This window comes from Vibrio sp. RM-41-2B, from assembly GCF_024744415.1.
GTDB classification, from domain to species: Bacteria; Pseudomonadota; Gammaproteobacteria; order Enterobacterales; family Vibrionaceae; genus Vibrio; species Vibrio diabolicus.
Genome location: NZ_JAMQWD010000026.1, coordinates 19,417 through 46,364, shown reverse-complemented (window position 1 = coordinate 46,364; position 26,948 = coordinate 19,417). Strand labels below are relative to the sequence as shown.

Below are 26,948 nucleotides of genomic sequence, written 5' to 3'. Positions count from 1 at the left end.
TTTAGTCCTGAGGTGACAATGAGGTATCGACGTTTTGGATATCGGTGTCTTTATCTGTGGCCATTACTCTGTAAATAAGGTTTCGTACTTCACAAACGCGGTTTGTGTTTCGCCGTAATAAAGTGTGCCTCCAGATTGAATGACGACTCTTAACCAACTTTCTGCGGATGCTGGTCTTGGTAAGGTAATGTACCAACTTTTTCCAGCCTGATCGGCGGGCTTCATATCAACCGGCTGAGCATTTTTATCTTCGTCATTAACGATGGAAACTTTGACCCCTTCGAGTGGATAAGCGGCATTGAGTGACAATTCTAAGCCATTTTTCGTGAGCTGTTCTGAGCGAAACTTCACTTTAAAGTCGCCATTTTCCATGTCACACAGTCCACTGGTGTAACGACAGTTAGACTTACTCGCGAGTTTGTAAGTTTCCCCTTCTTGTGCCGCGTGGGGTTTCTCGCTGAGTGCCATATCGGTGCCGAAGTAGGCGATCAAAGAAAGAATCGGCGCAATCAGCAGAGCGAGAATAAAGTGCTTGTTTTTGAACATAAAATACTAATTCCATCAATTATCTGTTCATTTTAACTGGCTAAAATCACTAATAACTTCGTTAATGATTTTGAAGGTAGAGCAACTAGCTTGCTGCAATCTTTGCCTTGTTCTAAACAATGGTTTCTGCGTTCCCCGAACATATAACCAATGCCATTCGTGTGCTTCCTTGCTACGGCTCAGGGAATCTAATTATTAGAATAAGTTAGGTGAATAAAAAAGCCCCAAGTGGGGCTTTTGTGGCTTGCGTTATATTTTAGTGGTCCACGGCATCGCCTGCACCAACAGGGACACGAACGTGTTCAACAAGATCTTTAACTTCTTGAGGTGTTTCCGCCGTAACTTTCGATACCGCGAATGCCACGATGAAGTTAAATAGTGCGCCGATAGCACCAAACGCGTTTGGCTCAATACCTAGGAACCAGTTGGTTCCCCAGCTTTCTAGATATTTCCAGTCAGCAACGAATAGGATGCCTTTGTGCTGGAATACGTAGAACAGCGTGATACTGATACCGGCAATCATACCGGCGATTGCGCCTTCTTTATTGATGCCTTTACTGAAGATACCCATCATCAACGCAGGGAAGATGGATGACGCAGCAAGACCAAAGGCGAGCGCCACCGTACCAGCTGCAAAGCCTGGAGGATTCAATCCGAGATAGCCTGCGGCTGCGATTGCCACCGCCATCGAGATTCGGCTGGCAAGCAGCTCCTTCTTCTCGGATATGTTCGGGTTTATAACCCCTTTAATTAAGTCATGGGAAATCGCCGACGAAATAGCAAGCAACAGACCCGCTGCTGTGGATAGTGCTGCAGCGAGGCCACCAGCGGCTACGAGTGCAATGACCCAGTTTGGTAGCTTAGCGATTTCTGGGTTTGCTAGTACCATGATGTCACGGTCAACTCGCAACTCATTGGTGTCAGGGTTTGAGGTGTACTCGATCAGGCCATCGCCATTCTTATCATCAAAGCCTAATAGACCTGTTGTTTCCCAGTTTTTGAACCAATCAGGGCGCTCATCATACGCAAGGTGTTGGCCCGGAGCTGGGTTAACGGTATCCATTAGGTTTAGACGAGCCATTGCTGAAACTGCTGGCGCTGTTGTGTATAGAATCGCGATGAACACAAGTGCCCAGCCAGCAGAAGTACGCGCATCACGTACCTTAGGTACCGTAAAGAAACGGATGATAACGTGTGGTAGACCCGCAGTACCGATCATCAATGACATGGTGTAAACGAACATGTTTAGTGTGCTACCGCGAACCTGCGTAGTGTACTCACTAAAGCCGAGTTCGGTCACCACTTGGTCGAGCCTATCGAGCAGATAAACATCGGTGCCTTGAATGGTACTCCCGAGGCCAATCTGAGGTAGCGGGTTACCTGTAAGTTGCAGAGAGATAAAGATTGCAGGGATAGTGTAAGCAAGAATGAGTACGCAATATTGAGCAATCTGCGTGTAAGTGATGCCTTTCATGCCGCCAAGTACTGCGTACATGAATACGATACACATACCAATCAGTAGGCCTGTTGAGTAATCAACTTCTAGGAAGCGACCGAAGGCAACGCCAACGCCTTTCATCTGGCCGATAACATAAGTGACCGATGCGATGATAAGACAGATAACCGCCACGATACGTGCCGTGTTCGAGTAGAAGCGTTCACCAACAAACTCTGGCACCGTAAACTTACCAAACTTACGTAGATAAGGGGCGAGTAGTAGCGCAAGCAGTACGTAACCGCCAGTCCAACCCATTAGGAATACGGAGCCGCCGTAACCCATAAAGGCAATCAGACCCGCCATTGAGATGAACGATGCCGCCGACATCCAGTCAGCAGCGGTTGCCATACCGTTAGCGATTGGGTTTACCCCGCCACCTGCGACATAGAACTCTTTGGTTGACCCCGCACGCGCCCAGATCGCAATACCGATGTAGAGGACGAAGGTTGCACCAACAACCAAGTAGGTAATAGTTTTCAAATCCATCTGAGTTACTCCTTACTCATCTACGCCGAATTCACGGTCGATTTGGCGCATCTTCCATGCGTAATAGAAAATAATACCTAGGAAGGTGTAGATGGAGCCTTGCTGAGCAAACCAGAAACCAAGTTTGTATCCACCTAATTGAAATTGATTAAGTACGTCGACAAATAAAATGCCGCAGCCGAAAGACACTACGAACCAGATGACCATAAGGCCAATCATGAGCTTCACGTTTTTGTCCCAATAGGCTTTGGCTCTTTCTTCGCTTTCAAATGCCATTGCCGTCTCCTTACGATTGGTATTGTTGTTAAAAAAATGTTTCAACATGTACATTAGCAAGGTGTTGGCAAGAACTCTTTTCAACTTTAGTCGGGGTATAAAAAATAAAAAACTCCCGTGATATGGGCGCTTAGAGAAGAGTTAGGGTTATTTGTTAATGTTAAAAAGCTGTTAAATTAGCCAAAGGTCTAAGGAGAAAAATGATAAAAAGCACGAATAAGAGACGTGATTAATTTTTTCTTCATTGATTTTAGCGATCCTTAACAGAAACATTCTGCGTTCTTCTTTTTATCAATCAGCGAAAAAATTGGCGTGAAAAATTCACAAGTAATTTATTTACATAAAGTTTTCGTACCAAATCACCGTTTTAGCGCACAATAAAGTAATATAACTGAGTCATTCTCGTACAACCTCGCGCTTTGGGACGGTTTAAGGAGGAGGCAGATTAAGGCATTAACTTATTAACGAAGTCGCCTTAGCTCATCACAAGCATATCGTTTTTCATTAAGGGAGGGTGAGAATGGACGCAGACACCATTAATAGTTTTTTTCTTATAGGTGCGTTGTTAATCGCACTTAGCGTTCTTTTAAGCCCAGTTTCCTCTAAGTTGGGAATCCCAATTCTTTTGGTATTTTTAGCCGTTGGAATGCTGGCGGGGGAAGACGGTTTAGGCGGTATTTTATTTGATAATTTTTCGATCGCTTACTTGGTCAGTAACCTCGCATTAGCCATCATTTTGCTCGATGGTGGTATGAGAACACGGGTTGCCAGCTTTAGGGTGGCGTTATGGCCTTCGGTGTCTTTAGCAACGTTTGGGGTTGCGATCACCACTATTTTGACCGGGCTGATGGCAACGTGGTTATTCGACTTAGACTTGCTGCAAGGTATATTAGTTGGTGCGATAGTCGGTTCCACTGATGCCGCCGCGGTTTTTTCTCTACTCAAAGGTCGTAGTCTTAACGAACGTGTTGGCTCAACGCTGGAAATTGAATCCGGCACCAATGATCCTATGGCGGTGTTTCTGACTGTTACTCTGATTGCTATTTTAGCGAACCCAGATGCAGATTTGAGTGTGGGCTTTTTGGCGCTCAGTTTTCTTAAGCAGTTTGGTATTGGCGCTTTACTCGGTTTTGCTGGTGGCTGGATTTTGTGGAAGGTCATCAATCGTAATCAACTGCCGGATGGCTTATATTCGATTTTAACCGTCAGTGGTGGCTTGCTGATTTTCGCTTTATCTAATGCATTAGGTGGCAGCGGTATTCTGTCAATTTATCTGGTTGGTTTACTGCTAGGTAATCGTCCAACACGCAGCCGCCATTCCATTCTTCATGTTCTAGATGGCATGACGTGGCTAGCTCAAATCGGTATGTTCCTCGTGCTTGGTTTATTGGTTACGCCTTCCAACTTGCTCTCTATTGCGTTGCCTGGTTTGGCGCTGGCCTTTGGGATGATTTTATTTGCCCGTCCAATCTCGGTTTGGATCGGTTTACTGCCATTCAAGAGTTTCACACCACGTGAAAAGTGGTTTGTTTCTTGGGTGGGATTGCGCGGTGCTGTCCCAATCATTCTGGCGGTATTTCCAATGATGGCAGGATTGCCAGATGCGCAGTTGTACTTCAATTTGGCGTTTTTCGTGGTAATGGTCTCTTTGATTGTGCAAGGTGGCACATTGACTAAAGCGATGTCTCTGGCGAAGGTAGAGCTGCCTTCTAAACCTGAGCCAATTTCACGCACTGGTGTGGAGATTTACCCAACTAGTGAGTGGGAACTGTTTATCTATAAGCTTAAAGCGGATAAATGGTGTATTGGTGAACCATTGCGTAGTCTTTCGATGCCGGATGGAACGCGCATCGCCGCAGTATTTCGCAATAAAGCGTTATTGCATCCGTCAGGTAGTACGCGCCTCGAAGAAGACGATACCTTGTGTGTGTTGGCGCAAGAAAAGGATTTGGATGCTCTGAGCTTGCTATTCAGTGAAGCGCCTGAGAAAGCGTCATTGGCACGATTCTTTGGTGATTTCTTCCTAGATATTGAAGTGAACCTTGCCGATATTGCGATGATGTATGGCCTGAACTTGGGCGATGAGTCACTCGATAAAAGCTTAAGAAACCTTGTAGAAGAACAACTGGGGACTACACCAGTGTTAGGGGACCAATTCGAGTGGCAAGGCTTGCAATGGATCATTGCCGATGTCGTTGACCAACAAGTCACCAAAGTAGGTATCCGTTTGCCAAGCGAGCAAAGCCTGCTCGCTGACGAGGAGTGAACCTAGTCGTTCATCTCCGTTAGCATGATGACGGCTTGTGTGCGGTTTTTTACGCCGAGCTTGCGGAAAATCGCCGTCATGTGCGCTTTGATGGTGGCTTCTGAAACATTCAATTCGTAGGCGATTTGTTTGTTCAGTAAGCCATCTGACAACATCCCCAACACCTTATATTGCTGTGGCGTTAGCGCGGCAATCTTCTCGGCTAAGTCATTACATGCCGCGTTATTGGTGATCAGCCCTTCAGGAAAATACGGGTCGCCATTGAGCACTTGATTGAGCGCATTCACCAATTCGCGCATGTCGCTCGATTTAGGAATAAAACCAAACGCACCATGGCTTTTCACTTGTGTCACGATCGCTGGCTCTTCACTAGCCGAGACGACGACGATTGGTAAGTCTGGGTGTTCTGCTCGCAAGTGAATCAAGCCAGACATACCATTTGCTCCTGGCATTTTGAGATCCAATAGCACCAAATCTGGCTCTTCTTCTCGCTCTAACAAAGCCAGTAGTGCGTCGAGTGAGTCCGCTTCAAGCAAATTTGCCCCACTGATTGCCATGTGGATAGATTGAAACAAGGCATTACGGAAGAGTGGGTGATCATCTGCAATGATGATGGTGTAGGTCGAATCCATGACGTTAAACACTTTTGACTATTTCGTTAAATTTATTATTGTCCAGCTTTGAGATAGTGGACAATATTTATTCGCTAAAAGTCTGAACCAAATCGACTTTTATTAGGAAAATTGCATATAAGCGCAATTTTCTCATTCAAATCTGGGTAATAAAAAACGCCAGTGGTCATCACTGGCGTTTGAATATCTGATGATCAGAATTGTTGGATGTGCTCTAAGAAAGGCTCGGCTTGCATAAAGCCGGTTAAACGCGCGTTTGAAATGTGTTCGCCATTCGCATCCCAGAACTCGATGGTTGGCAAGCCAAGCACGTTCATGTGTTTGAGTAACTCAATATCTTGCACTTGGTTCTTGGTTACATCAGCTTGCAGAAGAACAAAGTCTTTTAGCTTGGCTTCGACGCTTGGATCATGGAAGGTGTACTTCTCAAACTCTTTACACGCCACACACCAATCGGCGTAGAAGTCGAGCATCACAGGTTTGCCAGCTGCTTTGGCTAGCGCTAGTTGTTCTTCCAACTCTGCAACATTGGCAATGCGTGTAAAGCTTACGGAAGTTTGTTGAGCTTGCGTTGCGTTATTACCAAACCAGTAATTTAATACTGGCTGTGCTGACGCGAGCAAACCCAATACGGCGATGATGCCAACGGCGCTTTGTTTCCAGCCACCAAACTCCAAGCTGTTTTTCACATGATACAGCCAACCAAAGGCAGCGATGCCCAGTGTTGACCACAGAATTGTTGACCACATTTCTGGCATGATGCGTTCCAACAAGAAGATAGGCGCAGCAAGCAGAATAAAGCCGAACAGCGTTTTCACGCGGTCCATCCAACCGCCGGCTTTTGGTAGCAACTTGTTGCCAAATACCGCCACAAGGATCAACGGAATCCCCATGCCCATCGCCAGCGCGTAAAGGGCGACTCCACCAGTGAGTAAGTCGCCACTTTGTGCGACGTAAAGCAGCGCACCAGAGAGTGGGGCGGTAGTACACGGAGAACAAACCAAGCCAGATATTGCCCCCATTGCAAACACGCCAGCACTGCTACCACCTTGCTGCTTGTTACTTAAGTTATTCAGCCACGTTTGCACGCTGCTTGGTAACTGCAATGAGTACAGACCAAACATCGACATAGCTAATGCGATGAACAGTACACTCAAACCAATCAGCACATAAGGGTGTTGCATCGCCGCTTGGAACTGCATGCCCGCAGACGCCACTACAAGGCCGAGCAGCGTGTAAGTCAGCGCCATGCCTTGTACGTAAACAAATGACAAACCAAGCGCACGACGTTGGCTCAGCTTGCCACTGCCAAGCACGATGCTGGTCAAAATTGGGTACATCGGCAGTACACAAGGGGTAAATGCTAGACCCACACCAAGTGCCAAAAACAACAACGGCGTCCACCACTTGTCGGCTAGATTCGCGGCTAAGCTATCTTGCTCACTGACTGGTACTGAAGTGGTGGTTGGTTTTGTTGCTGGCTGTGCTTTTTCTGTCGTCGGTGCCTTGGCAGTCGGTGCTACGGTGTCGGAATTGGATGAAGAAAACGCGCTGATTGGAATCTCACGCGTTTCTGGTGGGTAGCAGAAGCCCGCTTTCGCACAGCCTTGATATTGCACAATGACACGTGCGCCCTCTTGCCAATTACTCATTGGGATATTGACAAATAGTGGTGTGGTATAGATATGCACATCACCAAAGAATTCATCTTTATGTGGCGTGCCGTTTTCCATTTGCAGTTCGCCCAGTGAGATGTTCTCACCAGACACAGATAAACGCTCTTGATACAGGTAATAACCATCGCGTACCTGCCAATCGAGCATCAATTTGTCGTCTTGCTGGTAGAAATTAAACGGAAATGCCTGATCGACCGGAACAAAGCTGTCGCTGCTGCTACCAAAACTGTTGTTCTGGCTATTGGTAAACTGGTCTTTGCCAAATAAAGCTAAAGACGGAGTGGAAAAGGTAATGAGCCCTAAGAGTAAAACGGAAAGTAATGCGCGCATAAAAGAGTCAATTCATCTTAGATAATTGCCGTTAGTGTAACTCAATCAGACCCGGAGGCGAGTCAATAAGTTTCATGAAAATGAAGATTTATTGAGCATAAATCAAGACAACAGGCAATAAAAAAGGGAGCCGAAGCTCCCCGAGTAAGACTCTGTTTCTACTAGATCAGTAGACCACCGAATGCGAAGCCAAGTGCTACCGCAGAAGCAATGGTTACCACACCAGGTACAAAGAATGGGTGGTTGAATACGTACTTACCGATACGCGTTGAACCCGTGTCGTCCATCTCAACCGCTGCTAGAAGCGTTGGGTAAGTTGGCAGTACGAATAGCGCACTTACTGCTGCGAAAGATGCAACTGCGGTAAGTGGTGCCACACCGATAGCAAGTGCTGCTGGCATCAGCGCAACCGTGGTTGCACCTTGCGAGTAAAGCAGCATAGACGCGAAGAATAGAACAAGCGCTAGCATCCATGGGTAGTCTGCTAGTAGTGCTCCAGCGACTTCTTTGATGCCGTCAACGTGCGCGTTAACGAACGTAGAACCTAACCATGCCACACCAAGAACACACACACACGCTGTCATACCAGAGCGGAATGTTGCTGCGGCTGGAATTTTGCCAGCGTCGATTTTACAGCTCATTACGATAGCTGCCGCGGCTGCTAGCATTACCGTCATGATAGCTTCGTTACGACCTAGAGCAGGGTTCTCGATAAGGCCAACAGAGCCAGAAATTGCTGCTGCGTAACACACTACGAATGCGATTGCGCCTAGGAAGATGAACGTCGCTTTCTTCGCTGTTGGTAGGATTTCGCGTTTTGCTTCTGTATTTAGCTTGATTAAGCCTTTTTCTAGACGCTCTTGGTATTCAGCATCGTCTTTTAGCTCACAGCCCATGAAGTTCGCAACGAACGCACCGATCATACACGCGATGAACGTCGTTGGGATACAGATTGCCAATAGTGTTAGGTAGTCAACGCCGAATGGATGCAGCATCGCAGCGAATGCCACTACTGCCGCTGAGATTGGTGATGCGGTGATAGCGATTTGCGATGCCACTACTGCGATAGACAGTGGACGAGAAGGACGCACGCCTTGGCCTTTCGCGACTTCTGCAATTACTGGCAAAGTAGAGAATGCCGTGTGGCCGGTACCAGCCATCAGCGTCATTAGGTAAGTTACGATAGGCGCATAAAAGGTGATGCGCTCAGGGTGCTTGCGCAAAAAGTTTTCAGCAACTTGCACCATCCAGTCTAAACCACCTGCCACTTGCATTGCTGCGATAGCCGTGATGACCGACATGATGATCAAAATTACGTCAACTGGGATGTAAGCTTGGCTTGTTGGCACACCTAAGATCAAAGACAACGCAATGACCCCAGCACCACCAGCAAAACCAATGCCGATACCGCCGATTCTAGCCCCCAAATAAATGAAGAGCAGAACCACGAAGAGTTCGACCATGACCATATTGATACCTCTTTAGTTTTTTATTGATTCTGATTTTTTGAACACTCAGGAACAGGAGTAAATGCTCAGAGAATTAGAACCCAGTGGCCTAATGGCAATAAAAGCATATAAAAAATGTGGTTAACCGTATGAGAGCCTAAAAAAGGGGCCTGAGTGGCCCCCTTCGAATTAGTTATTACTCGTAGCGTTTCGCTTTGTAAGTTGGATGCATGAAGTTTTCTACTGACAAGATTTCATCAAGCTCTTCTGCGGTTAGCAGGCCGCGCTCTAGCACAACTTCGCGAACACTCTTACCGGTTTCCGCACAAATCTTACCTACGATGTCACCTTCGTGGTGGCCGATGTATGGGTTTAGATAAGTGACGATACCGATAGAGTTGTAAACGTAGTTTTCACAAGTCTCTTTGTTGACCGTGATGCCGTCGATACATTTATCACGTAGGTTCACACACGCATTGTGTAGTAGAGAGATAGACTCAAACATGCTTTGTGCGATAACTGGTTCCATTACGTTTAGCTGTAGCTGACCGCCTTCTGCTGCGAAAGAAACCGTGTTGTCGTTACCTAGAACTTTAAAGCAAACTTGGTTTACTACTTCTGGGATAACTGGGTTTACTTTTGCTGGCATGATTGAAGAACCTGCTTGCATTTCAGGTAGGTTCAATTCATTTAGACCCGCGCGTGGGCCAGAAGAAAGTAGACGAAGGTCGTTACAGATCTTCGATAGTTTCACCGCTAGACGTTTTAGTGCACTGTGCGTCATTACGTATGCGCCACAGTCAGAAGTCGCTTCGATAAGGTCTTCTGCCGCAACAACGTCAAGACCTGTTACTTCCGCTAGATGTTTTACTGCAAGCGCTTGGTAGCCAGTCGGGGTATTTAGACCTGTACCGATTGCGGTTGCGCCTAGGTTGATCTCTAGGAGTAGTTTAGAGGTGTAATCTAGAGCACGAATCTCTTCGTTTAGTGTTACTGCCCAAGCGTGGAACTCTTGACCTACAGTCATCGGTACCGCGTCTTGTAGCTGAGTACGACCCATTTTCAGTACATCTTTAAACTCAATTGCTTTAAGTTCGAATGCGCCTTTTAGGTACTCAATTGCTTCCATTAGTTTGTGTACGCTGTTGTAAACCGCGATACGGAAACCTGTTGGGTACGCACAGTTGGTTGATTGGCTCTTGTTTACGTGGTCATTTGGGTTAACAAATTCGTATTGACCTTTCTCTTTGCCCATTAGCTCAAGAGCAACGTTTGCGATCACTTCGTTTGTGTTCATGTTCACGGAAGTGCCCGCACCACCTTGGAATACGTCTGATGGGAATTGATCCATGCACTTGCCAGTTTCTAGGATCAAATCACACGCTTCGATGATGTAGTTTGCAACGTCTTTTGGAATCGCCCCAAGTTCTTTGTTTGCCAACGCCGCTGCTTTTTTGGTCATTACCATACCGCGTACAAATTCTGGTACGTCAGAGATGGTCATATTAGAGATGTTGAAGTTCTCGATCGCACGTAGCGTATGAATACCGTAGTACGCATCTGCAGGGACATGACGTTGACCTAATAGATCTTCTTCAATACGAGTGGCTGGGTTTGCTGTTTTTGGAGCATCAGATAGGGTAGCCATAGCAGGATCCTTAGATGATAATTCTGATAATAAAGTTATTTATTAGCCATTTCTGCAATCTAGAATCCATTCATCAGAATTTTTGGCTGGAAAATCCGTCCTGACTTATGTGGCACATGATACTGCACCTAGCGCATAAAAATAGTAACTAGATCACCTTTTTCGTTTTTCATGAGTCAATAATTTGCAAAGTATGAACGGGTTATTAATAACCCTTTATGGGTACTCGATTTTCCTCGACAAACATGGGTTTTTAGAGTTCGAAATTAGCACTTTAAAAGCACGAAAAAATCGGTATGCAATTGAATGAAACACTCCACTACCACTTTTTCTGCGTAGGAAGAGACCAGTATGAACACGCTTTTTTACAACGATTCGTTTGAGCTTAGTCCGCTTTTACCATTACACTGAATTAAACAAAGGAGGGCGTGTGTTTCCTATCTTATTATTGGCGTTTATTTTTGTCCCGATCATTGAAATCGGCTTATTTATTCAGGTGGGCGGCTTTTTAGGTTTATGGCCGACTATCGCATTAGTATTAATCACGGCATTTGTCGGTGCATCGTTGGTGCGCAGCCAAGGCATCCAAACTCTGATGTCGGTGCAGGGGCGTCTGGAACAAGGTGAAATTCCAGCCCAGCAAATTTTTGAAGGTGTAATGCTAGCGGTGGCTGGCGTGCTGCTGTTAACACCGGGCTTTATGACCGATGCTCTTGGTATGCTGGTGTTGCTTCCTGCACCACGCGCCGCGATTGCCAAATACTTGATGAGTAAAATGGTGGTGAAAACCATGCATGGTGGTGGCTTCCAAGGTGGTTTCTCTAACCAAGGGCCATTTGAGCAAGACCCGTTCCGCCGTGACCCATTTAATTCCCAGTCAGACGATGGCAATACCTTTGAAGGGGAATACGAGCGTAAAGACGATGATGATCGCAACAAGCTCAACTGATTGAGTCAGAGAGTAAAGAAAACAAAAGGGCGCACTAAGCGCCCTTTTTTGTGTTTGGAATTCGTGGTGCTTACAACGCGCCTTCAAACCCCATTTGACGCCATGCTTCAAAAGCAATGATCGCAACGGCGTTCGAAAGGTTTAGGCTGCGCGCATCTGGCATCATTGGAATGCGGATACGCTGCTCCATTGGCAAGCTATCGATGATTTCAGCAGGCAAGCCACGAGTTTCTGGACCAAACATCAATACGTCACCTGCTTGGTATTGTGCATCAACGTGGTGACCTGTGGTTTTGGTGGTGCAGGCAAACAATCGGTAGTTACCTTGTTTCTCTTTCTCTAAATATTCTAAGAATGCTTGATAGTTCTTATGACGCGTTACGCGAGCTAAATCATGGTAATCCAAACCAGCGCGGCGGACTTTCTTCTCTTCAAGATCGAAACCCAGAGGTTCAATTAAGTGAAGGTTTGCACCGCAGTTGGCACAAAGTCGAATGATGTTGCCGGTGTTCGGCGCGATTTCTGGTTCGTATAAAGCGATATCAAACATGGTATTGAAATAGAGTTGGTCAAATAGAGGGGCAGTATATACCCAAGTCAGCAAGATATGCGAGATTCAGCAAGATTGACCTGGGTATGAAAGCAGGCATTAGCGCGGACGTTAATACCGTAAGTATCGATGCTCTTTATAATAGAGCGTGAGCGTAATTTTCTTCAACCGCTCGCCAGTTGACGACGTTCCACCATGCGTCAATGTATTCTGGGCGACGGTTTTGGTAGCTGATGTAATACGCGTGCTCCCACACGTCTAATGCGAGGATTGGTTCGCCGCGTACATCCACTACGTCCATCAGAGGGTTGTCTTGATTGCTGGTGGACGTAATGTGAATCTCACCATCTTTTACGATCAACCATGCAAAGCCAGAACCAAAGGTATTAATCGCGGCTTGGGCAAACGCTTCTTTAAATTGCGCAAAGCTACCAAATTTATCGTTAATTGCCTGAGCAAGTGCGCCTTGAGGCTCACCGCCACCGTTTGGAGACATGCAATTCCAATAAATGATGTGGTTGTAGTAGCCGCCGCCATTATTACGCACTGCAGGGCTGAGCTTAGAGATATTGTCAAAGATCTCGTCTAATGACTGAGTTTCGAGCTCGCTCCCTTCAACGGCACTTACGAACTTATCGAAATAAGTCTTGTGATGTTTGCTGTAATGCACTTCCATGGTTTTCGCGTCGATGTACGGCTCTAGTGAATCGTACGGGTAAGGCAGAGCGGGAAATGTATGTGACATAGTAAATCCTCCTTAATTGGAAAATTCACTTTAATGCTAACGATAATTATTATCAACTTTGATCTTTGTAAGGGTATTCGAAGGCGTTCCCACCCAATTTCTAAAGTGAAGATGAAGCCGTGAATCTCTCACTCTAGAAATAGGGTGTGGCTTACTGTTAGCTCATCGGCTTGAAGTTAACGATTGATAGGTAAGGTGATACTCATGCGCAATCCGCCTAACGGACTTCGACTGGCGACGATCGTTCCACTGTGCTGGCGGATGGCACTTTCGGTAATGGTTAGGCCGAGACCCGTGCCGCCGGAGTGGCGATCGCGGGCCGTTGAAACGCGATAGAACGGACGAAAAATCGCGGCTAATTCTTCTTCAGGAACGCCCTCGCCATTGTCATCCACCGTGATATGCAGCGTATCATCATCGGCCTTGATGTCGATTTGCACCTCATCTTTCCCGTAATAAATGGCGTTACGAACGATGTTTTCCACAGCACTCATCAGCAGTTTAGGATTGCCGGAGATACTTCGTTTTGGCAGTTCAGAATAGTGTAGGTGCTTACCCATTTGCTCAGCTTCAAACTGCGCATCTTTAATGATCTCTTCCCACAAACTTTCCAGTGGCTGCGTTTCGCGAGTCATATGGCTGTTCGCCTGCATGCGAGACAGTTCAAGCAATTCGCTGATCATCTGTTCCAAGCGCTGCGCTTCGGTATCGATACGAGTCAGTTCTGGGCTTTCGCCTTGTTTACGCGTTGCTAATGCGCTTGCCATGCGTAGACGAGTTAAAGGTGAGCGCAGCTCGTGAGAGATATCGGATAGCAGGCGTTGTTGTCCTGAAATCATTTGATTAACCGCCTCGACCATCTGGTTGAAGCTGCTGCCAGCCTGACGAAACTCTGCCGTGCCTTTTTCTAAATTTGGGTCTGTGACAAATTCGCCTTTCGCCACACGTTGAGCGGCGGCTTCAAGACGACGCGCTGGCTGACTTAGTGCCCAGGCAAGCCATAACAGCAATGGTGTACTAACCAGCATGACCGCGAGCAACAGCTGGAATGGGTGATCAAACAGACGCAAGAGTAGTGGTGGTGGCTCATTCCACTTGAAGCCCACATACATCAAGATATCGGAGCCAGCCAAAGTTATCGGGATTGGACCTGCAATCATGTATCGACCATACAGTTTCTGCTTTGGCTGGTTGTAATCTTCGATACTGGTGACAAAGTTTTGCATGGCACGTAATTGGAAATTACTGCGTTTTTCTGTCGTAAGAACATTACCGCTGTAGTCAGAAAAAAATACGCGCGGACGAGGGTCATGCTTACCGTGACGGTTACCCTCGATACGAAATAGTATTCGACCTAAATCAGTTTGCTGACGGTATTTTTGTTGGATTGCGTCACGCGTTTCTACCATACGTTTATAGTGCTCTTCTGGAATGTCGCGAGCTTTGCGAGGGTCCAAATGTGGCAGTGATAGCACGGCTATCAACACCAATAACATAGTGAACCAAAAAATGGCAAAGATGCGTCCATACAAGCTATTGATGTTTGGCAGTTTGATGCGTGATAGGCGCATTAATCCTCCTCAAGCAGCATATAGCCACGACCACGCAGGGTTTTGATGCGCGGCTTGCCATTGCTCTGATCTGGTAATTTTTTACGTAAGTTCGAAACATGCATATCGATCGCGCGATCAAAAGCGGCGAGTCGTTTACCAAGCACATCTAAGCTCAATGTTTCTTTAGTTAGCACTTGTCCTGGGTTTTGCACAAAGTGGGTCAACAGAGCAAACTCGGTTGCTGTGAGATCGAGCAACTGTTGATCGCAGTATGCTTCTTGTTTACCTGGGTAAAGACGGAGCTCTTGATACTCAATGCAATCGCTGTTTTTGGTGTTTTTTTGTGTGCTGCTGGTACGGCGTAAGATCGCACGGATACGTGCTAACAGTTCACGGTCACTAAAAGGTTTCGGTAAATAATCATCCGCGCCTAGCTCTAAACCGATCACGCGGTCAATTTCTTCCCCTTTAGCGGTCAGCATCAAGACAGGAGTTTCCCAGTTTTCACGCAAGCGTTTAAGGGTTTCCATGCCATTTAGCTTCGGCATCATGACATCCAACAAAATCAAATCAATCTTATCATTGACCGCAGCTAAGCCTGCTTCGCCATCATTTGCTTCGCTGACGTCAAATCCTTCGAAACTGAGTACTTCTTTTAATAAGCTGGTTAGCTCGATATCGTCATCAATTAAAAGAATGTTTGCCATGGGGGCACCTATAGTAAGTTACCGATAGCTTAATATTACATTGGAATGATGTGCTGCGAAGAGGGTAAAAATCACTCTTTACGATTCTTTACGCTCCCTATACGTCGCTTTACCTAGTGGGTCGTATTCTATACTCAAGCGCTGTGAGAACAGCTCAGAAGAATCACTCACCTGTGTAAGGAATCAAATTATGAAATCTGCAAAAAAACTTGTGTTAGCTGCTGTTGTTCTACCTCTTACTCTCGGCGCAGCAAGCGCATTCGCTTACGGTGGTAAAAACCATCATCAAGGCCCGCGTGATGAATGTGGCATGGGAATGGACCGTGGCATTATGCGTGATTTGAGTTTGACGGATGCTCAAAAAGATCAGCTTAAGTCTTTCCGTGAAGCAAACCGCGCACAGATGAAAGGCAAATATTCTGAAAATCGCGAAGCTCGTATGGCTGAGCGACAAGCACACCACGCAAAAATGCAGTCACTCTTACTAGCGGATAGTTTTGATGAAGCACAAGCGACCTCATTAGCAAAAGAAATGGTTGAACGCCAAACTGAGCATCGTGTGCAAATGCTAGAAAGAAAGCACCAAATGCTGAGCGTATTAACGCCAGAACAAAAAGCAGAGTTTGTGAAGTTGCAAAATGAACGCATGCAAGAGTGTGGCGACAGAATGCATAAGCGCATGGAAAAATACCGCAATAATTAAGTCATGAATTGATGTTATACAAAGAGGCAGCCATTGGTTGCCTCTTTTTGATCTGGTTATTTCATGGGCATTCAATATACTCAACGTATGGTTTGAGTTAACTCTTTGATTATGAAACAGCAATATGCACGTTTAGTGACGACCGCAGCTTGGACTGCAACTATTGTGGCGACTCTTCTCTTGATTGTAAAAGTCATCACGTGGTGGGTAACCGGCTCAGTTAGCCTATTGGCATCACTGATCGACTCAATGTTGGATATCGCCGCGTCGGTGGTAAATCTCGTTGTTGTCCGTTATGCCTTACAACCAGCAGATCGCGAACATACGTTTGGGCATGGTAAAGCTGAGTCTTTAGCGGCCTTGGCTCAGGCGATGTTTATTTCGGGGTCGGCGGTGTTTTTGATCCTGAACGGGATTGACCGATTTTTCCGCCCACACGCACTGCATGCGCCGGAGCTCGGTGTTTATGTATCGCTGTTTGCGATAGTGGTCACACTTGGCTTGGTGATGTTCCAAAAACATGTGGTACGCGTGACAGGGAGCCAAGCAATCGCGGCGGATTCTCTGCATTATCAGACTGATTTGTATATGAACGCTGCGATCATGGTGGCTCTGGGACTCAGCTACTTTGGCGTGACGCAAGCGGATGCGGTGTTTGCGATTGGCATTGGTGTCTTCATTCTTTACAGCGCCTTCAAAATGGTCAGCGAAGCGATTCAGACGTTATTAGACCGAAAGCTGCCGGATTCCGAATTGGAGCAAATCCGCAATGAATGTTTGAATGTGAAAGGGGTTCTTGGGGTTCATCAACTGCGTACCCGTATGTCAGGGCCGACACGCTTTATTCAGTTGCACTTGGAGTTAGACGATAACTTACGTTTAATCGAAGCGCACTATATTGCCGATAAAGTTGAGGAAAACCTTTTAGCTTTGTTTCCTGATGCGGATGTTTTGATCCATCAAGATCCATTGTCTGTCGTTTTTGGGCCAGAGAAAGAGCAAAAAGCGCAAGATTGGTAGGGCTCGAAAAATCCATAAGTGCCTGACGACAAACAGGCACTTATTGACTATCTTTCCATCAATACTTATTAAGATTCGTGATCCTGATGTGAATCAACAAAGTTTCATAGAGAAACTGTAATACTCTTACATAAGTAGAAAAGTTACATAAAAAAGTGCGTTTTCATTGGTAATCCTGTAGAGGAAATGTAACATAACGCACAGTTCTGGATTATGCAGGTTGCTTGGTAACAAGGGGCCTAAAAGAAAATTAAATAATTGATTGCCAAAGATCGAGGGTGAGCATGATTAAGAAGATCGGTGTTTTAACAAGTGGCGGTGACGCACCTGGTATGAACGCGGCGATACGCGGCGTAGTACGTACAGCACTATCCGAGGGATTGGAAGTATTCGGTGTGTACGACGGCTACCTAGGCCTATACGAAGGCCGCATCGAGAAGCTAGATCGTTCTAGCGTTTCAGATGTGATCAACAAAGGTGGTACGTTCCTAGGTTCTGCACGTTTCCCTGAATTCAAAGAAGTGGAAGTGCGTGAAAAAGCGATTGAGAACCTGAAAAAACATGGTATTGATGCGCTAGTCGTGATCGGTGGTGACGGTTCGTACATGGGTGCGAAGAAACTGACTGAAATGGGTTACCCATGTATCGGTCTACCAGGCACAATCGACAACGATATCGCTGGTACTGACTACACAGTGGGCTACCTAAGTGCACTAAACACAGTTATCGATGCGATCGACCGTCTACGTGATACTTCTTCATCTCACCAACGTATTTCAATTGTAGAAATCATGGGTCGTCACTGTGGTGACCTAACTCTGATGTCTGCAATCGCGGGTGGTTGTGAGTACATCATCACTCCAGAAACTGGCCTAGACAAAGACAAGCTGATCAGCAACATCCAAGACGGCATCGCAAAAGGTAAGAAACACGCAATCATCGCGTTGACTGAGCTAATGATGGATGCCAATGAACTGGCTCGTGACATCGAAGCGGCGACAGGTCGTGAAACTCGTGCAACAGTACTTGGTCACATCCAACGTGGTGGTCGTCCAACGGCATTTGACCGCGTTCTAGCATCTCGCATGGGTAACTACGCTGTTCACCTACTGCTTGAAGGTCATGGCGGTCGCTGTGTCGGTATCGTGAAAGAGCAACTTGTTCACCACGACATCATCGACGCGATCGAAAACATGAAGCGTCCAGTACGCAACGATCTATACAAAGTTGCTGAAGAACTGTTCTAAGCAAGTTTGAAATAGATAAAGAAAAACCGCGGCTTTCCGCGGTTTTTTTGTATTTGAGTATCAGCAAAAGGAAGCTGACGCATCGGACAAAATCTTACGAAGCGCTGCTCTGTTCAATGAGCGTCAATTTACGTTCGCGCAGTGCAAACATATAGCCAAGTAGGCCACCTAACGTATTCCCCACTGCGATACCTATAAACAAGCCTTCAATACTGTAAATTTGGCTTCCGATCCATGCCGATGGCAGGGTAAACACAAACAAACGCATAAAGCTCCATTGGAATGCTCGTAATGGTTTGTGCATCGCATTCAACCCACTGATTAACATCATCACAATGCCTTGAAAACCATAACTGAACGGCACCACAAGCAGGTAATGCCACAGCAGATTTTTAACTGCTTCTTCCTGCGAGAACAATGCCGCTAGAGGAATACTCAATGGCACCATCATCAAGAAGATAAACCCTTGGAACACCACCGCAAAACGCATGCTGATAAATAAGCCGGAAAAGGCGCGTTGAGGGTTTTTCGCCCCTAAGTTTTGTGCCATGAATGGCGTGAGTGCTGAGGTCAGAGACATCAAGACTAGGATCAAAATAGACTCAATACGCTGCGCCGCACCGTAAGCCGCAACTGCTGCCGTACCGTGGCTGGATAACAGCATCATCAGAATGGCACCGGACAATGGATTCATCGCGTTCGACAGTGCGGCAGGAGTGCCGATTTTTAACGTTTGCTGCCAATCTTGTTTCAGCAAGGACCATTGGGGGGGGGCGAGCAACTTTTCGCGTTTAACTAGCACATAGAATGAGCCACATAGCGCACCTAACCAGCTAAAAGCACTGGCTATTGCCGCCCCTTGGATGCCAAGCTCGGGGAATGGGCCAAGTCCGAAGATCAGTAGTGGATCGAGCATGCCGTTAATCAAGCCCGCCAACATCATGATTTTGGCGGGTGTTTTTGTATCCCCAGATGCTCGTATCGCGCTATTGCCCGCCATTGGGATCACCAACAATGGAATGGTGAGATACCACACCTGCATGTACTCTTCGATGAGTGGAATTAGGTCGTCGGCTGAGCCAAGAAAGCGGAACAGTGGTGCAATGGTGGCAAGGCCAATCGAAGAGGCGATAGCCACGAGTAACACCGCTAATAACAAACCGTGAGTGGTAAACCGAGCGGCTTGTGGGGCGTGACCTTGTCCAAGTAAGCGACCAATATTGGTCGATAGACCCATCCCTATTCCCATCGTGATGCAGTTAACCGCAAAGGTTACAGGGAAGGTATAGCTGATCGCCGCTAGCGCTTGAGTACCAAGCAACGAGATAAAAAACGTGTCCACCAAGTTAAACATCAAAATCGCGATCATGCCCATGGTCATGGGGACGGTCATTTTCCGCAGCGTTTCAGGAATGGGTGCGGTCAACAAACCATGCTTATCGGTCGCTTGGGGTTCCAGCTTGTTATTTTCCTGCATGTATGACAACTATGTGGTGAGCAAACTGCAAGGATACAAGAAAGCGAGATGCTGGGCGAGTGAGCATTTCGAACGCAAACCGTTGCTTAGTTGTTCGTTATTTTAACTAAGTCACAAAAATTTTGTGCCACCCCCTTGGGATCGCTGCTTCGACCCCTTATATAGGGATCACGTGTCTGGGGCTACAGTCCCTAAGGACAATTATCAAATAAACATGGAAATTTTCAGGAGAGACGACCGATGAACATTCGTCCATTACATGACCGAGTTATCGTTGAACGTAAAGAAGTTGAATCTAAGTCTGCTGGTGGCATCGTTCTGACTGGTTCTGCTGCAGAAAAATCAACTCGCGGTGTTGTTCTAGCTGTGGGTAAAGGCCGCATCCTAGAAAACGGCACAGTACTGCCGCTGGACGTTAAAGTTGGTGATACTGTTATCTTCGCTGAAGGTTACGGTACAAAAACTGAAAAAATCGACGGTAAAGAAGTGCTTGTCATGTCTGAAAACGACATCATGGCGATCGTTGAATAATAGCAATCATTGAGTAATTTTTTGCTCAGATTCAATTACGAAATTACACACAAAGAATTTTAGAAAGGAAATCAAAGATGGCTGCTAAAGACGTTAAATTTGGTAATGACGCACGAGTTAAAATGCTAGAGGGTGTAAACGTTCTGGCTGACGCAGTAAAAGTAACACTGGGTCCAAAAGGACGTAATGTCGTTCTAGACAAATCTTTTGGTGCACCGACTATCACGAAAGATGGTGTATCAGTCGCGCGTGAAATTGAACTGGAAGATAAATTCCAGAACATGGGCGCACAAATGGTTAAAGAAGTTGCGTCTAAAGCAAACGACGCGGCAGGTGACGGTACAACAACAGCAACAGTACTAGCACAATCTATCGTAAACGAAGGTCTAAAAGCAGTCGCAGCGGGTATGAACCCAATGGACCTTAAGCGTGGTATCGACAAAGCAGTAGCAGCAGCAGTAGAGCAACTAAAAGAGCTTTCTGTTGAATGTAACGACACGAAAGCAATCGCACAGGTTGGTACTATCTCTGCGAACTCTGACGCAAGCGTAGGTAACATCATTGCTGAAGCAATGGAGCGTGTGGGCCGTGATGGCGTTATCACTGTTGAAGAAGGTCAGGCGCTACAAGATGAGCTAGACGTAGTAGAAGGTATGCAGTTCGACCGCGGTTACCTATCTCCTTACTTCATCAACAACCAAGAGTCAGGCAGTGTTGATCTAGAAAACCCATTCATCCTGCTAGTTGATAAGAAGATCTCAAACATTCGTGAACTTCTTCCAACGCTAGAAGCTGTAGCGAAAGCGTCTCGTCCACTGCTTATCATCGCAGAAGATGTAGAAGGCGAAGCGCTAGCAACATTGGTTGTCAACAACATGCGTGGCATCGTGAAAGTTGCTGCAGTGAAAGCACCTGGCTTCGGTGACCGTCGTAAAGCAATGCTACAAGACATCGCTATCCTAACAGGCGGTACTGTGATTTCTGAAGAAATCGGTCTAGAGCTTGAAAAAGTAGCACTAGAAGATCTAGGTCAAGCGAAGCGTGTTTCTATCACGAAAGAAAACACGACTATCATCGATGGTATCGGTGAAGAAGAGATGATCTCTGGTCGCGTAGCTCAAATTCGTCAACAAATCGAAGACGCAACTTCAGACTACGACAAAGAGAAACTACAAGAGCGCGTAGCGAAACTGGCTGGCGGTGTTGCAGTAATCAAAGTTGGTGCAGCGACTGAAGTTGAAATGAAAGAGAAGAAAGACCGTGTAGAAGATGCGCTAGCCGCAACTCGTGCAGCGGTTGAAGAAGGTGTTGTTGCTGGTGGTGGTGTTGCACTTATCCGCGCGGCATCTAAGATTGCTCACCTAACGGGTGACAACGAAGAGCAAAACGTTGGTATTCGCGTTGCACTACGTGCAATGGAAGCGCCAATCCGTCAAATCACGAAGAACGCAGGTGAGGAAGACTCAGTGGTTGCGAACAACGTGAAAGCGGGTGAAGGCTCTTACGGTTACAACGCGGCAACAGGCGAATACGGCGACATGCTAGAGATGGGTATTCTAGACCCAACGAAAGTAACTCGTTCTGCGCTACAGTTCGCAGCATCGGTTGCGGGTCTGATGATCACGACTGAAGCAATGGTTACTGACCTACCGCAAAAAGACGCACCAGCGATGCCTGACATGGGCGGCATGGGTGGCATGGGCGGTATGGGCGGCATGATGTAAGCCAGCTTATCTCTTTGCTCTAAGGGAATCCTTATAGCGGAAAGATAACCGACCAAACCTTTAAAAGTCGAGGCATTTGCCTCGACTTTTTTATGCGCGTTATCCGAGAAATATAGCATTCTGATGTGGCTTCGATTGTGAGAGGCGAGTTCAAGAAATGTCAGTGGAAAAACATGAAAATAGAAGCAATAAAATTTTTTCTTTTGAGTCAGATGGTTAAATCTGACCTACCGCTAACACTTTTTGAACGTGGATAGCGCAAAATCTGAACATTACACTATGTTGTAAATTGTTGCTTCCCATCATGGAGATGAAAATGAAAAAGCTTATGACGTCATTGGCGGTTGCAGCCGCTATCGCATCACCAGTTGCTCTTGCTGACAGTACACCTGTGATGTTCTCTACTATCGACAACACAAACGCACCTTCTAATTCGTCAGTTGGTGGTGTTCGTTTAGCCGTGTTGCATGGACAGGTGAATGAGGTTAAAGGTGTCGACTTTTCACTGCTTGGTATGTCAGAAACGGATCGTACGACAGGTGTGAACTTCGGTCTGTTTTTTGGTGCAGCAAAGGTAAACCAAGAAATGAAAGGTGCGTCTTTAGGCTTAGTTAACTGGAACCAAGGTCAGACGACGGGTGTTAACTTGGGTGCTGTCAACATTACGAACAATGTAAAAGGCTTGAACTGGAGCGCGGTGAACTATTCTGAAGGCTACACCATGGCGGATGTGGGCTTAGCGAGTATCTCTAAAAAGTCTAATTTCCAGTTTGGTTTCTTCAACATGACCGATCAAATTGATGGCGTACAAATTGGTCTTTTGAACTGTGCGGATAACGGTTTCTTCAAATGTTTCCCACTCATCAACTTCTCTAAATAATCCCTGAGCAAGTCAGAATCTTTAGATACAGAAAGCCCTCGATATTCGTCGAGGGCTTTTTAATTACTGATGGGGTGAAGCGAGTTTATCGGCGCGTTAACTATTTAATTAAGCGGGATGAGGTTTTGCGTTGTTGAATTCTTTGGTGAACCCCCCGGCGCAATGCTTTGATGTGGTTTTCTGCTTTATCCACGCCCAGTAACACCGTTAAAGCCAGTAGGGTAATGACCACCGACTGCGTTAAATAACCCAAACCTATCATCAACCCTAACCCCGCCAGTACCCAAATAACCGCTGCGGATGTTACGCCGTGGATTTTTCCATCGAGTGTCATCATCACGCCTGCGCCCAAGAAGCCGACGCCAGTAATAATCTGACCAAGCACGCGTGCTTGATCGAGCGTATTTGGCGATAACGATACTGCCATCGACATAAACAGGTAAGTGCCTGAAATAATAAGAATTGCCGTGCGAATGCCAACAGGTTTACCACGAGTTTGGCGTTCGATACCGATCATTAGCCCATTAATGGCACAGCATAGTAGGGCAGGCCAGCTGAATGGGCCAAGATCGAAAATTTGTTCGAGTGCTGTATGCATCTTGACCTCCAAAAGAGCGGAGTATGCATAGACTTACCGTGCAAAGCGAACAAAAAGGAACGGTCGTGACGACAAATTTAATTGAGCGTCAGGACCTATTCTAAATGCAAATCCAATGGAGTTTTACTTGGCCTGCCACCAATTTCTCGTGTCAGTTTTGGTACCAGATAACCCGATACACGCGTGATGAGTCCGCGCATAATGGCTTTTGCTTCTTCGTCCGAAATAAAGTAGTGCGCCGCGCCTTGCACCTTATCAAGCACGTGGAGGTAATAAGGCAAGATACCCGCGTCAAATAAGGCTTCACTTAACGCCACTTGAGCTTCTACCGAATCATTCACGCCTTTCAGCAGAACGCCTTGGTTTAGAAGCGTAACGCCTGCTCTTTTGAGCTTGAACATCTGTTCAGCAAATTCGTCATTGATTTCGTTGGCATGGTTGATGTGAGTCACGAGGATGATTTGCAACCTTGATGCTTGCAGCAGTTGGCATAGTTCATCAGTGACTCGAGCGGGAATCACCACAGGTAAACGGCTATGAATACGCAGACGTTTGATGTGAGGTATGTGAGCAATGTGCTCTAAAAGCCAATGAATCTCATCGTCTTTTGCCATTAATGGGTCACCACCTGAGAAGATGACTTCGTTCAACTCTGGTTGCTGCGCCATGTACTCTAAGCACTTTGTCCATGCTTGTTTCCCGCTTTTATTTTCTTGATAAGGGAAGTGACGACGAAAACAGTAACGGCAATTTACCGCGCAGCCACCTTTGACGATCATTAAGGCGCGGTTGCGATACTTGTGTAGCAGACCTGGGACTTCATTATCCTGCTCTTCTAACGGATCGTTGGAATAGCCCGGATGTACTTCAAATTCGTCACTTAATGGTAAAACCTGACGTAAAAGAGGGTCTTTAGGGTTGCCTTTCTCCATCCTATCGACAAAACTTTGCGGTACACGCTGTGCAAACAGCTTGCGCGCGGCAAACCCGTCTTGCCACGGTGAAGGATCTATTTCCAGTATTTCGAGCAATTTTGCAGGATCAGAGATCCCATTCGCCAACTGTTTGAGCCAGTTTTGCTCAACAGATTCGACTTTTCGGGTTATTATGTGCGGCATTGAATTTAGCTCTAAGAATGTAAGAGGAAAAAATGGCTACAGTTAGCACCAATGAATTTAAAGGCGGTCTTAAGTTAATGCTTGATAACGAGCCTTGTGTAATTCTGGAAAACGAATACGTTAAACCAGGTAAAGGCCAAGCGTTCAACCGCGTTAAAATTCGTAAACTTCTTTCTGGTAAAGTGCTAGAGAAAACATTCAAGTCTGGTGACACTTGTGAAGTGGCAGACGTAATGGATATCGACCTAGATTATCTATATTCAGACGGCGAATTCTACCACTTTATGAACAGTGAAACGTTTGAACAGATCGCAGCAGACGCAAAAGCGGTAGGTGACAACGCTAAGTGGTTGGTAGAAAACAACACTTGTATGATCACACTTTGGAACGGTAACCCAATTACTGTTACTCCACCAAACTTCGTTGAGCTAGAAGTGGTAGACACAGATCCAGGCCTGAAAGGTGATACTCAAGGTACTGGCGGTAAACCAGCTACGCTATCAACTGGCGCTGTTGTTCGTGTTCCTCTGTTCATCTCAATTGGTGAAGTGATTCGAGTAGATACTCGTACGGCTGAATACGTAGGCCGTGTGAAGTAAGCACTTTAGATTGATTGTTAGAAAGGTCGCTTCGGCGGCCTTTTTTATTGCCTGTAATTCTCTCTTGAATGTCCCTGCATAGAAAATCGATATCCTCCGCAAATTTTCGATGATTTTGTATTATTCGTAAAAATCTTATTTATTTCATGAATCTGTCGATTATTCCTTAATGTAACATTTTGATACATTAGTACTTGTTGCTGAGTTGCATAGCAATCTGATTTTTATCGATTTAACTCAGTAACAACCCAAAAAGGAGAACAAAATGGAAAGCAGAGGTTTAGGTAGGGGTTTAAAGGTGGAAGAAAGACGTCAGTTACTACACAAAGGATTGAAAGCTGCGGTGTTTGGCGTACCGCTGTTGGCAATAGGCTTAACGATTAATAGCTCTGTGCTGATGACCGATGCAGGTTACAGCTACGTGCATCAGAACAATATCACTGGTGAGTTGGATGTGTTTACTGAACCTGGCATTCATTTTCGTATGCCATTTCTTTCCAAAATCACCAAATATGATCAAGTGATCACCGTGTCATTCGGTAATAGCAAGGGCGAAGATTTTTATCAACGTCTTGATGCGATTCAGGTTCGGTTTGCCGACACCTACATTGGTCAGATTCCCGTAACATTCCGCTTTAAGCTCAGTAATGACCCTGAAGCGGTGAAGAAGATGCACAAAGAGTTCCGCAACAATAGTAACTTGATTGATGCGTTGCTTGTAAAGAACGCACGTAACGTGACGGTGATTACTGCAACCCAATACACGGGTGAAGAGTTTTTCCAAGGTGGTTTGAACCAGTTCAAATCGAAACTTGGCGATCAGTTGCGAGAGGGGATTTATCTAACAGAGCGACGTCAGGTTGAAGTGGAAGAGTTGGATCTTGCGCCTGTTGGGGCGAATCAGGCCAATGCGAACCAACTACAGCGCACCAATCAACTGGTTTGGAAAACGGTGCCAGTTGTAGATAAAACCGGGCAACCAATTCGTCAAGACAACCCGTTACAACAATACGGCATTCAAGTGACGCAGGTGACCATTGGTGACCCACAGCCAGAAAAGCAATTGGATCAGCTATTGGCGGATAAAAAGCGTTTAGTGGCGGATCGTATTCGCGCGATTCAGGAACAAGAAACGTCGAAAGCACAGGCTGAGACCGAGCAGTTACGTAAAGAGATTCAACGAACACGTGAAGTGCAAGACGCTCAGCGTGGTAAAGAACTCGCTATTATTGCTCAGCAAAAAGAAGTGGAAGTTGCACGTCAGATTGCAGAGCGTGAAATCGTTGAAGTGGAAAAAACCAAACGACTTGCTGAAGTCGAGAAGGAGAAAGAGCTAGCTATCGCAGAGGCTAACTTAGCCATTCAAAAGGCGAACGCACTTTCTGCTGAGTTTGAAGCGAAAGCAATATTAGCGAAAGGTCGTGCAGAATCTGAAGTCCTAAAAGCGAAGTACTCGGCGTTAGGGGCAAACCGTGAAGTTTACTTGGCAGAGTTGAATCGAGACGTAGCGAACTCGTTGTACAACAACTTGCAAAACTTCCAAGTTCAGATGCCACAAAACTACATTGGTGGTAGCGAAGAAACGGGCTTGAAAACAAACCTAGATGTGATTACTGGCTTTGGCGCCCTGGGTCTTATGGACCAAACGAAGAAGGTCATACAGCAATAAGATTATGGGTGGTCAAAAGCTTAAAAAGCAAAAAGATCATGGGTAACCCAAAGCAATAAAAAAGCTGGCATA

General features: G+C 46.1%; 24 protein-coding genes. 10 read left to right on the top strand and 14 right to left on the bottom strand.

The genetic code is table 11. From position 1 onward, the window contains the following. Positions 1–63: 63 nt before the first annotated feature. The 3 genes from NB463_RS15560 to NB463_RS15550 all read right to left on the bottom strand — a co-directional run bounded on the left by NB463_RS15560 (position 64) and on the right by NB463_RS15550 (position 2,806). Positions 64–546 (bottom strand): hypothetical protein, encoded by a 483-nt coding sequence (locus NB463_RS15560; protein ID WP_139059577.1) that lies wholly within the window; start codon positions 544–546, stop codon positions 64–66. A 256-nt stretch (positions 547–802) separates the two neighbouring features. Beyond that, positions 803–2,530, bottom strand: a complete 1,728-nt coding sequence (locus NB463_RS15555) for a sodium:solute symporter family protein (protein WP_005397550.1) — start codon at positions 2,528–2,530, stop codon at positions 803–805. Positions 2,531–2,542: 12 nt separating this feature from the next. Beyond that, positions 2,543–2,806 carry a DUF4212 domain-containing protein gene (locus NB463_RS15550; protein WP_005397548.1) on the bottom strand — a complete coding sequence of 88 codons (264 nt, stop codon included), beginning with the start codon at positions 2,804–2,806 and terminating at the stop codon, positions 2,543–2,545. A 520-nt stretch (positions 2,807–3,326) separates the two neighbouring features. On the opposite strand from NB463_RS15550, the gene NB463_RS15545 reads away from it, so the two are divergent. After that, positions 3,327–5,072, top strand: a complete 1,746-nt coding sequence (locus NB463_RS15545; protein ID WP_005397543.1) for a potassium/proton antiporter — start codon at positions 3,327–3,329, stop codon at positions 5,070–5,072. 2 nt (positions 5,073–5,074) lie between these two features. Here the strand turns inward: NB463_RS15545 and NB463_RS15540 are convergent, their stop codons facing one another. The 4 genes from NB463_RS15540 to aspA all read right to left on the bottom strand — a co-directional run bounded on the left by NB463_RS15540 (position 5,075) and on the right by aspA (position 10,806). Next, on the bottom strand, positions 5,075–5,704 hold the full coding sequence (locus NB463_RS15540) for a response regulator (RefSeq protein ID WP_005397542.1): 630 nt from the start codon (positions 5,702–5,704) through the stop codon (positions 5,075–5,077). 194 nt (positions 5,705–5,898) lie between these two features. Next, complete coding sequence (locus tag NB463_RS15535; protein WP_257888886.1) at positions 5,899–7,710, bottom strand: protein-disulfide reductase DsbD; 1,812 nt, start codon at positions 7,708–7,710, stop codon at positions 5,899–5,901. Between the two features lie 161 nt (positions 7,711–7,871). Then, positions 7,872–9,179, bottom strand: coding sequence for an anaerobic C4-dicarboxylate transporter (locus NB463_RS15530; protein WP_005382378.1), 1,308 nt, complete (start codon positions 9,177–9,179; stop codon positions 7,872–7,874). 175 nt (positions 9,180–9,354) lie between these two features. Beyond that, the gene (gene aspA, locus NB463_RS15525; protein WP_005397540.1) at positions 9,355–10,806 is read right to left on the bottom strand and encodes an aspartate ammonia-lyase; all 1,452 of its coding nucleotides are present in this window, start codon (positions 10,804–10,806) and stop codon (positions 9,355–9,357) included. Between the two features lie 430 nt (positions 10,807–11,236). Here aspA and NB463_RS15520 point away from each other — a divergent pair, with 430 nt between their 5' ends. After that, complete coding sequence (locus NB463_RS15520) at positions 11,237–11,755, top strand: FxsA family protein (protein ID WP_053807754.1); 519 nt, start codon at positions 11,237–11,239, stop codon at positions 11,753–11,755. A gap of 70 nt (positions 11,756–11,825) precedes the next feature. Here NB463_RS15520 and trmL read toward each other — a convergent pair whose 3' ends face one another. The 4 genes from trmL to NB463_RS15500 all read right to left on the bottom strand — a co-directional run bounded on the left by trmL (position 11,826) and on the right by NB463_RS15500 (position 15,310). Further along, positions 11,826–12,305, bottom strand: coding sequence for a tRNA (uridine(34)/cytosine(34)/5-carboxymethylaminomethyluridine(34)-2'-O)-methyltransferase TrmL (gene trmL / locus NB463_RS15515; protein WP_005382381.1), 480 nt, complete (start codon positions 12,303–12,305; stop codon positions 11,826–11,828). A 136-nt stretch (positions 12,306–12,441) separates the two neighbouring features. Then, complete coding sequence (locus NB463_RS15510) at positions 12,442–13,050, bottom strand: superoxide dismutase (protein ID WP_005397537.1); 609 nt, start codon at positions 13,048–13,050, stop codon at positions 12,442–12,444. A 176-nt stretch (positions 13,051–13,226) separates the two neighbouring features. Next, positions 13,227–14,621 (bottom strand): envelope stress sensor histidine kinase CpxA, encoded by a 1,395-nt coding sequence (cpxA, locus tag NB463_RS15505; protein WP_053807755.1) that lies wholly within the window; start codon positions 14,619–14,621, stop codon positions 13,227–13,229. After that, positions 14,621–15,310, bottom strand: coding sequence for a response regulator (locus NB463_RS15500; RefSeq protein WP_005397534.1), 690 nt, complete (start codon positions 15,308–15,310; stop codon positions 14,621–14,623). The genes cpxA and NB463_RS15500 overlap by 1 nt, the downstream gene beginning before the upstream one ends. Positions 15,311–15,500: 190 nt before the next feature. Here NB463_RS15500 and NB463_RS15495 point away from each other — a divergent pair, with 190 nt between their 5' ends. The 3 genes from NB463_RS15495 to pfkA all read left to right on the top strand — a co-directional run bounded on the left by NB463_RS15495 (position 15,501) and on the right by pfkA (position 18,280). Beyond that, positions 15,501–16,013, top strand: a complete 513-nt coding sequence (locus NB463_RS15495) for a CpxP family protein (protein WP_053807756.1) — start codon at positions 15,501–15,503, stop codon at positions 16,011–16,013. Between the two features lie 111 nt (positions 16,014–16,124). Further along, a complete protein-coding gene (gene fieF, locus NB463_RS15490; RefSeq protein WP_005397530.1) occupies positions 16,125–17,033 on the top strand; it encodes a CDF family cation-efflux transporter FieF in 909 nt (302 codons plus the stop codon). 284 nt (positions 17,034–17,317) lie between these two features. Continuing rightward, positions 17,318–18,280: a 6-phosphofructokinase gene (gene pfkA / locus NB463_RS15485; RefSeq protein WP_048626679.1), complete on the top strand. Its 963-nt coding sequence runs from the start codon at positions 17,318–17,320 to the stop codon at positions 18,278–18,280. Positions 18,281–18,374: 94 nt separating this feature from the next. On the opposite strand, the gene NB463_RS15480 is transcribed toward pfkA, so the two are convergent. Continuing rightward, entirely contained in the window at positions 18,375–19,757 is a 1,383-nt protein-coding gene (locus tag NB463_RS15480) for an MATE family efflux transporter (RefSeq protein WP_258430854.1), read from the bottom strand. A 240-nt stretch (positions 19,758–19,997) separates the two neighbouring features. Here NB463_RS15480 and NB463_RS15475 point away from each other — a divergent pair, with 240 nt between their 5' ends. The 3 genes from NB463_RS15475 to NB463_RS15465 all read left to right on the top strand — a co-directional run bounded on the left by NB463_RS15475 (position 19,998) and on the right by NB463_RS15465 (position 22,892). Further along, positions 19,998–20,288 carry a co-chaperone GroES gene (locus NB463_RS15475; protein WP_005381516.1) on the top strand — a complete coding sequence of 97 codons (291 nt, stop codon included), beginning with the start codon at positions 19,998–20,000 and terminating at the stop codon, positions 20,286–20,288. Between the two features lie 77 nt (positions 20,289–20,365). Beyond that, the gene (gene groL / locus NB463_RS15470; protein WP_005381509.1) at positions 20,366–22,012 is read left to right on the top strand and encodes a chaperonin GroEL; all 1,647 of its coding nucleotides are present in this window, start codon (positions 20,366–20,368) and stop codon (positions 22,010–22,012) included. Positions 22,013–22,328: 316 nt separating this feature from the next. Further along, the gene (locus NB463_RS15465) at positions 22,329–22,892 is read left to right on the top strand and encodes a VC2662 family protein (protein WP_258430855.1); all 564 of its coding nucleotides are present in this window, start codon (positions 22,329–22,331) and stop codon (positions 22,890–22,892) included. 100 nt (positions 22,893–22,992) lie between these two features. Here the strand turns inward: NB463_RS15465 and NB463_RS15460 are convergent, their stop codons facing one another. Together NB463_RS15460 and epmB are read right to left on the bottom strand one after the other, a co-directional pair. Next, on the bottom strand, positions 22,993–23,490 hold the full coding sequence (locus tag NB463_RS15460; RefSeq protein ID WP_005395427.1) for an MgtC/SapB family protein: 498 nt from the start codon (positions 23,488–23,490) through the stop codon (positions 22,993–22,995). A 95-nt stretch (positions 23,491–23,585) separates the two neighbouring features. Beyond that, a complete protein-coding gene (gene epmB / locus NB463_RS15455; RefSeq protein WP_005381502.1) occupies positions 23,586–24,608 on the bottom strand; it encodes an EF-P beta-lysylation protein EpmB in 1,023 nt (340 codons plus the stop codon). 32 nt (positions 24,609–24,640) lie between these two features. On the opposite strand from epmB, the gene efp reads away from it, so the two are divergent. After that, entirely contained in the window at positions 24,641–25,207 is a 567-nt protein-coding gene (gene efp / locus NB463_RS15450; RefSeq protein ID WP_005395425.1) for an elongation factor P, read from the top strand. 265 nt (positions 25,208–25,472) lie between these two features. Next, positions 25,473–26,876 (top strand): SPFH domain-containing protein, encoded by a 1,404-nt coding sequence (locus NB463_RS15445; RefSeq protein ID WP_005395423.1) that lies wholly within the window; start codon positions 25,473–25,475, stop codon positions 26,874–26,876. Positions 26,877–26,948: the final 72 nt, after the last annotated feature.

Coding starts and splice junctions, on each gene's coding strand:
- NB463_RS15560 (WP_139059577.1), bottom strand. CDS start 546: ATGTTCAAAAACAAGCACTTTATTCTCGCTCTGCTGATTGCGCCGATT.
- NB463_RS15555 (WP_005397550.1), bottom strand. CDS start 2,530: ATGGATTTGAAAACTATTACCTACTTGGTTGTTGGTGCAACCTTCGTC.
- NB463_RS15550 (WP_005397548.1), bottom strand. CDS start 2,806: ATGGCATTTGAAAGCGAAGAAAGAGCCAAAGCCTATTGGGACAAAAAC.
- NB463_RS15545 (WP_005397543.1), top strand. CDS start 3,327: ATGGACGCAGACACCATTAATAGTTTTTTTCTTATAGGTGCGTTGTTA.
- NB463_RS15540 (WP_005397542.1), bottom strand. CDS start 5,704: ATGGATTCGACCTACACCATCATCATTGCAGATGATCACCCACTCTTC.
- NB463_RS15535 (WP_257888886.1), bottom strand. CDS start 7,710: ATGCGCGCATTACTTTCCGTTTTACTCTTAGGGCTCATTACCTTTTCC.
- NB463_RS15530 (WP_005382378.1), bottom strand. CDS start 9,179: ATGGTCATGGTCGAACTCTTCGTGGTTCTGCTCTTCATTTATTTGGGG.
- aspA (WP_005397540.1), bottom strand. CDS start 10,806: ATGGCTACCCTATCTGATGCTCCAAAAACAGCAAACCCAGCCACTCGT.
- trmL (WP_005382381.1), bottom strand. CDS start 12,305: ATGTTTGATATCGCTTTATACGAACCAGAAATCGCGCCGAACACCGGC.
- NB463_RS15510 (WP_005397537.1), bottom strand. CDS start 13,050: ATGTCACATACATTTCCCGCTCTGCCTTACCCGTACGATTCACTAGAG.
- cpxA (WP_053807755.1), bottom strand. CDS start 14,621: ATGCGCCTATCACGCATCAAACTGCCAAACATCAATAGCTTGTATGGA.
- NB463_RS15500 (WP_005397534.1), bottom strand. CDS start 15,310: ATGGCAAACATTCTTTTAATTGATGACGATATCGAGCTAACCAGCTTA.
- NB463_RS15495 (WP_053807756.1), top strand. CDS start 15,501: ATGAAATCTGCAAAAAAACTTGTGTTAGCTGCTGTTGTTCTACCTCTT.
- fieF (WP_005397530.1), top strand. CDS start 16,125: ATGAAACAGCAATATGCACGTTTAGTGACGACCGCAGCTTGGACTGCA.
- pfkA (WP_048626679.1), top strand. CDS start 17,318: ATGATTAAGAAGATCGGTGTTTTAACAAGTGGCGGTGACGCACCTGGT.
- NB463_RS15480 (WP_258430854.1), bottom strand. CDS start 19,757: ATGCAGGAAAATAACAAGCTGGAACCCCAAGCGACCGATAAGCATGGT.
- NB463_RS15475 (WP_005381516.1), top strand. CDS start 19,998: ATGAACATTCGTCCATTACATGACCGAGTTATCGTTGAACGTAAAGAA.
- groL (WP_005381509.1), top strand. CDS start 20,366: ATGGCTGCTAAAGACGTTAAATTTGGTAATGACGCACGAGTTAAAATG.
- NB463_RS15465 (WP_258430855.1), top strand. CDS start 22,329: ATGAAAAAGCTTATGACGTCATTGGCGGTTGCAGCCGCTATCGCATCA.
- NB463_RS15460 (WP_005395427.1), bottom strand. CDS start 23,490: ATGCATACAGCACTCGAACAAATTTTCGATCTTGGCCCATTCAGCTGG.
- epmB (WP_005381502.1), bottom strand. CDS start 24,608: ATGCCGCACATAATAACCCGAAAAGTCGAATCTGTTGAGCAAAACTGG.
- efp (WP_005395425.1), top strand. CDS start 24,641: ATGGCTACAGTTAGCACCAATGAATTTAAAGGCGGTCTTAAGTTAATG.
- NB463_RS15445 (WP_005395423.1), top strand. CDS start 25,473: ATGGAAAGCAGAGGTTTAGGTAGGGGTTTAAAGGTGGAAGAAAGACGT.